Source organism: Desulfuromonas sp. TF, from assembly GCF_000472285.1.
In the GTDB taxonomy this organism is placed as follows: Bacteria; Desulfobacterota; Desulfuromonadia; order Desulfuromonadales; family ATBO01; genus ATBO01.
In genome coordinates this window covers 1-4795 of record NZ_KI421427.1, presented here as the reverse complement: position 1 = coordinate 4795, position 4795 = coordinate 1, and the positions used below count along the sequence as shown (strand labels likewise).

At 68.6% G+C, this 4795-nt stretch carries 2 protein-coding genes and 2 pseudogenes; all 4 read right to left on the bottom strand.

Annotated features, from left to right (window positions below):
- A pseudogene (locus DTF_RS24625) lies at positions 1–1004 on the bottom strand (hypothetical protein); the annotation flags it as partial.
- 598 nt (positions 1005–1602) lie between these two features.
- A pseudogene (locus DTF_RS27890) lies at positions 1603–1989 on the bottom strand (Hsp70 family protein); the annotation flags it as partial.
- A 434-nt stretch (positions 1990–2423) separates the two neighbouring features.
- Positions 2424–4268 (bottom strand): Hsp70 family protein, encoded by a 1845-nt coding sequence (locus DTF_RS0119185; RefSeq protein WP_027716632.1) that lies wholly within the window; start codon positions 4266–4268, stop codon positions 2424–2426.
- Positions 4269–4279: 11 nt separating this feature from the next.
- On the bottom strand, positions 4280–4795 hold a 516-nt coding region (locus DTF_RS0119180), incomplete at its 5' end, for a DUF2760 domain-containing protein (RefSeq protein ID WP_027716631.1).

Below are 4795 nucleotides of genomic sequence, written 5' to 3'. Positions count from 1 at the left end.
GCGTACGGTTCGCGCATCTTGATCCCGGGTTTCTTCAGTCCCGAGGTGAATATCTTCACCAGCTCCTCCTTCCTGTCCGGATGCAGCCGCTCCAGGCTTCCCGCGAGGTAGACGGCTTCCGGCAGGATGTCCCGGCCCTGCAGCTGCGGCAGGATCTTCTTCAATATCCGGTTTTGCCGCTCGGCATTCAGACCGCCTGCGACCCGCCTCCAGAGCAGGTGCCACTGCATCTCGACCCGCTTCTCCTTCGGATGCACCATGCCCATGGAAAAAAGGCGCCAGAGTTCTTCGATCCGCGCCCCGTCGAGTTCCACTCCGTAGCCGGGGCGCAGGAGAAATCCGGCAAGATAGAGCCAGCTCTCCTCGTGCTGCACGCTGCGCCCCCGCCTCCCCATCCCCTGGGCGAGGGCGGGCCAGAGGGCACGCAGGGTGGTCGAATCCCAGTCGCTGCGCTTCTCCCCCAGGGCCTCCTCCATCCGCCTCGGCAGCTGCCTGGGACTGACCTCCGGCAGGCCGGGGTCCTTTCTCTTTCCATAGAGCGAGACGATCAAGGCCTCGGCGGCCGCCAGCTGAGCCTTGCTGGCCAGGGGTTCCTCCGGAGCCTGGACGGGCTCCTCGTCCGCCAGCCCCCGTCGCAGGTTGAAATCGAGCCGCCACCGTCCGGGGCCTTCGGTCTCCACGCAGTAGAGCTGCAGCATCCCCAGCTCGTTGAGGGAACCCTCCAGGGTGACCCGGAGGCGGTCGTTGGGGGGACGGGGACGTTCGGGGGGAAGGTGGATAGCCGTCTGCAGGGGGGGAAGGGGATGGAAATCCTCCTCCCGATGGGGCACCACGGCGCCGGGAGGATCGGATGCGCGGCGATTGGAATAGAAGCACTGGAAGCGCACCGGCTGGTTGACCCGCAGGTCGAACTCGGCGTTTTCGATGCGGATCCTGCCACCCGCCTCCATCCCCTTGGGAAGGACGCAGACCAGCGACCGCGATTTCTTCCGGCCTCCCTTCACCACCTCCAGATAGAGCGCATGGGCATGCCCCCCCCGCGATCCGCCCCCCGGCGTCGGGCCGGCGCAGCAGGAGAGCGTAGCGCGCCGCGCCGCGGGCCACGGCCAACGCCGGCGCCTCCCCGTGCAGAACCGCCGGAGCGCTCCCTTCCTGCCATGTGGTGATCAGGCGGGCCAGGCGCTCCCTGAGAAAATCGGGGGTGACGGTTCCGCCGTTGAAGAGGACCGCATCGATCCGGCGTCCGTCCAGGAAGTCGGCCAGGTGCCGGGTCACGGCGGTATCCGGGGCATACGGCAACCCCCATTCGCGCAGTCCCGAGGTGCGTTTCCGGGGACGGTCGCCGGGGCCGCATTCGGGGAAAAATCCGTCCAGCACCAGAGACCGCACCTCCTGCGGCCGGATGCGGGCGGTGAGGGTAGAGGAGAGCAGGCTGGAGCCGCCCCCGGAAACGGAGACCGTGAACTCGGAAGGCTCCTTTTCCGACGCGGCTCCTAGGATGCGCTCCTTGAGGTCGCGGGCCTGGACGAGAAGCTGCGACCAGGACCTTCCGGTCAGCCGGGATCCGCCGCCGGTCAGCCTTCCCTCCAGTTCGTGGGCGAGAGCCAGGTCGATATTGTCGCCGCCCAGCAGAAGGTGTTCGCTCACCGCGACGCGCCGCAGCGCCAGCCCCCCCGCCGCCGAAGCGTCCCCTGAGGCTTCGAAGAGGCTGAAGTCGGTGGTCCCGCCGCCGATGTCGCAGACGAGGATGCGCACGGGCCGCCCGGCGGACGACTCCAGGAGATCGAGGAGAATCCGCAGGTTGCGCCCCCGGCCCAGCCAGTCGTAAAAGGCCGCCTGCGGCTCTTCGAGAAGGCGCACCGTCGGCGGATATCCCGCCTCCCGTGCCGCCTGGAGCGTGAGCTCCTGGGCGGCCTCGTCGAAGGAGGCGGGGACGGTCACCACGACGTCCTGGGCCTCGAAGGCCGAGGCGGGATCGCCGGAGGCCATCGCCCCGTCCCAGGCCTGTCGCAGATAGGCCAGGTAGAGGGCACCGGCCTGGAGGGGGGAGAGGCGCTCGGCGGGGGGAACCTCCTCCGACTGCCAGGGGAGGATGGGGGCCGTGCGGTCCACGGCGTTGTTGGAGAGCCAGGATTTGGCCGAATGGATGACCCGCCCGGGGGACAAGGACATGCGCTCACGGGCGAATATCCCGGGAATCCAGCCTTTTTCCGGCGGCGCTTCCGCGTCGGCGAATCCGGACTGCCGTTCCGCGGCGGTCGCCAGATAGGCAAAGGAAGGCAGGAGCGCTTCACGGGCGAGCGCCTCCGGGGAACTCCACTGCGGCACGGGAAAGACCCGGGGCGTCTCCCCGGAAACCGTCTCCGCGTAGGCCAGGACGGAATTGGTGGTCCCCAGGTCGATGCCGATCACGTACCGGACCGTCAAATTTCGCTCCCCCGGAGGTTGTAGGCCAGCTTCCAGCGTCGTCCGGAGGCCTCGTGGCGGAGCCAGAGCTCGAGGGTCCCCAGCTCCGTGAATACGGAATGGAGAGTGACCGGGACGACCTCTTCCCGCCCCTCCCGCAGGGGGGAAAGGGTGGCTTCCAGGCTGGCGGTCTCCTCCAACTCCTCGGCGTTTTCCACCACGGTCCCCATCGCATCGCCTGCCCTCACGCTGGAAGAAAAGAAGCGGAACTCCGCCGGCTCTCCCGTGAGCAGTCCGAATTCCCGGCCCGGCAGGATTTCTTCCGTCCCCTCTTCCATCCCCTGGGGGGCCACGCAGACCGCCTTCAGGGGGGGGACGAAGCCCGGCACCGCGGGCATAGAGGATTCGAGCCCGAGATAGTAGGAGCGTGCGGTCCCGGCCCGGATGCGGATTCCCTCCCCGGTGATGCGGATGCGGGCGTAGGCGGCCGCTCCCTTGGCCACCGCCAGGTCGAGATGGATGCCGCTCAGGGCCCGAACCGGTTCGCCGCACCAGATCTGCAGCAGGTCCAGGACCCGGCGCCGAAGGGGTTCGGCCTTGAATACGCCGCCGTTGAAAAGGACCGCGGACGGGCGGATGAAGCGGGTTTCGCCGATCTCGCCCACCCGGCCGGCGACTTTTTCCGCCAGCTTTTCGCTGGAAAGGGCGTTTTCGCAGCTCCGGGAGAGGAAAAAAGCCAGGTGCCGGCTCAGGGCGGGATCGGCGGCGTAGGGAAGGCCGAATTCCCGAAAGCCGACCTGCCTGCGGCGGGCGGGATGCTCGCCGATCTCCGAGCGGGGAAAAAACCCGTTCAGGATCGCCTCCTCCAGGGTTTCGCGCTTCAGGGCCGTGGTGATCGTCCCGGCGAAGAGGCCGGAGCCGCGGCTGGGCAGGGAGATGGAAGCCTCCCCGAGAACCGGATCGGCGAAGAGCCTCTCCTTGGCCGTCCGGCAGGAGTGGACCAGGGCGAGGAACTGCCGGTGGTCGATCTGATGCCCCCGGCCTGAGAGCTCCCCGCGCAGGATATGGGCCAGCGCCAGATCCATGTTGTCGCCCCCGAGCAGGATGTGGTCCCCCACGCTGATGCGCTCCAGCTCCAGGTTCCCCTCCCGTTCCGAAACCGCCACCAGGCTGAAGTCGGAGGTTCCCCCTCCCACGTCGCAGATGAGGACGATATCCCCCGGCCGCACCTGTTCCCGCCAGTCTTCCGTCTCGCTCAGCCAGTGGTAGAACGCGGCCTGCTGCTCCTCCAGAAGCGTGACTTCCCCCAGGCCGGCCTCCGCGGCGGCCTCGTGGGTCAGGTTCCGGGCCACCTCGTCGAAGGAGGCCGGAACCGTCAGCACGATTTCACACTCTTCGATGCCGCCGGCCTGCCTCCGGGCAAGCTCGTGCTCCAGCATGCCGCGCAGATGCTCCAGGTAGAGACGATTGGCCTCGAAGGCGGAAACCCTCCCCTCGCCAGATTCGGGATTCCAGGGGAGTACGGGGCGCCGGGGATCGACGTGGGGGTTGCCCAGCCAGGACTTGGCCGACGTGACCAGGCGGTCCGGGATCATCCCCCCGTGCTCGCGGGCGAATCGCCCGACCAGCCCCCGGTGAAGATCGGGTTCGCCCCAGGGCAGCCGCAGGGAGGCGGCGGCGATTTCGTTCTCCAGGGGAAAGTATACCGCCGATGGAAGCAGCTCCCGGTCCTCCACCGCCTGGAAGGAGACGGCCTGGGTGATCGGGACGGCATGGACGGCTCCTCCTCCTCCCGTTTCCGCAAGCGCCATGGCCGAATTGGTGGTGCCGAGATCGATTCCGACCGCGTGTGTCTTCGGCATATGCTCCCCCTTCACCCGATCTCGACTTCGGCGGGCGCCACGATGCGCCGGGCGGAGGCGTCCCGGATATCCCCGGTCAATCGGGGGAGGGAGACCCGGCTCGCTTTCCATCCCCTGTGCCGCAGCGTCCCCGTGAAGGGGGGGCGCTCCGGCACCTTGCCGACCAGGCGGAAAGCCCGGGCGTCGAAATCCTCCGCCAGCGTGACCGTCTCCCCCTCCGGGCCGCCGTGGACGGGCTCGAACGCGAAGCCGGACTCCAGCGCCTCGCGGCAGCCCTGGTGCACGATCCGGGCGGCGGCTCCGACCTGCTCGTTCGAATAGGGGGCGATGTCGTCCATGACGAAATCGACCAGCCGCCCCTTTTCCTGCAGGCGTCCCAGGAAATGAAGAACCTGCGCCTCGGCCAGCGTCTCCCGGTCGGCGCCCGCCTCGGGGGCCGCAGGCGCCGGCGCAGGCGCCGGCGCAGGCTCGGGGTTGGGGGCTCTATCCTTGAGCAGGCGGTCGCGGAACACGTGGAACGTTTCCAG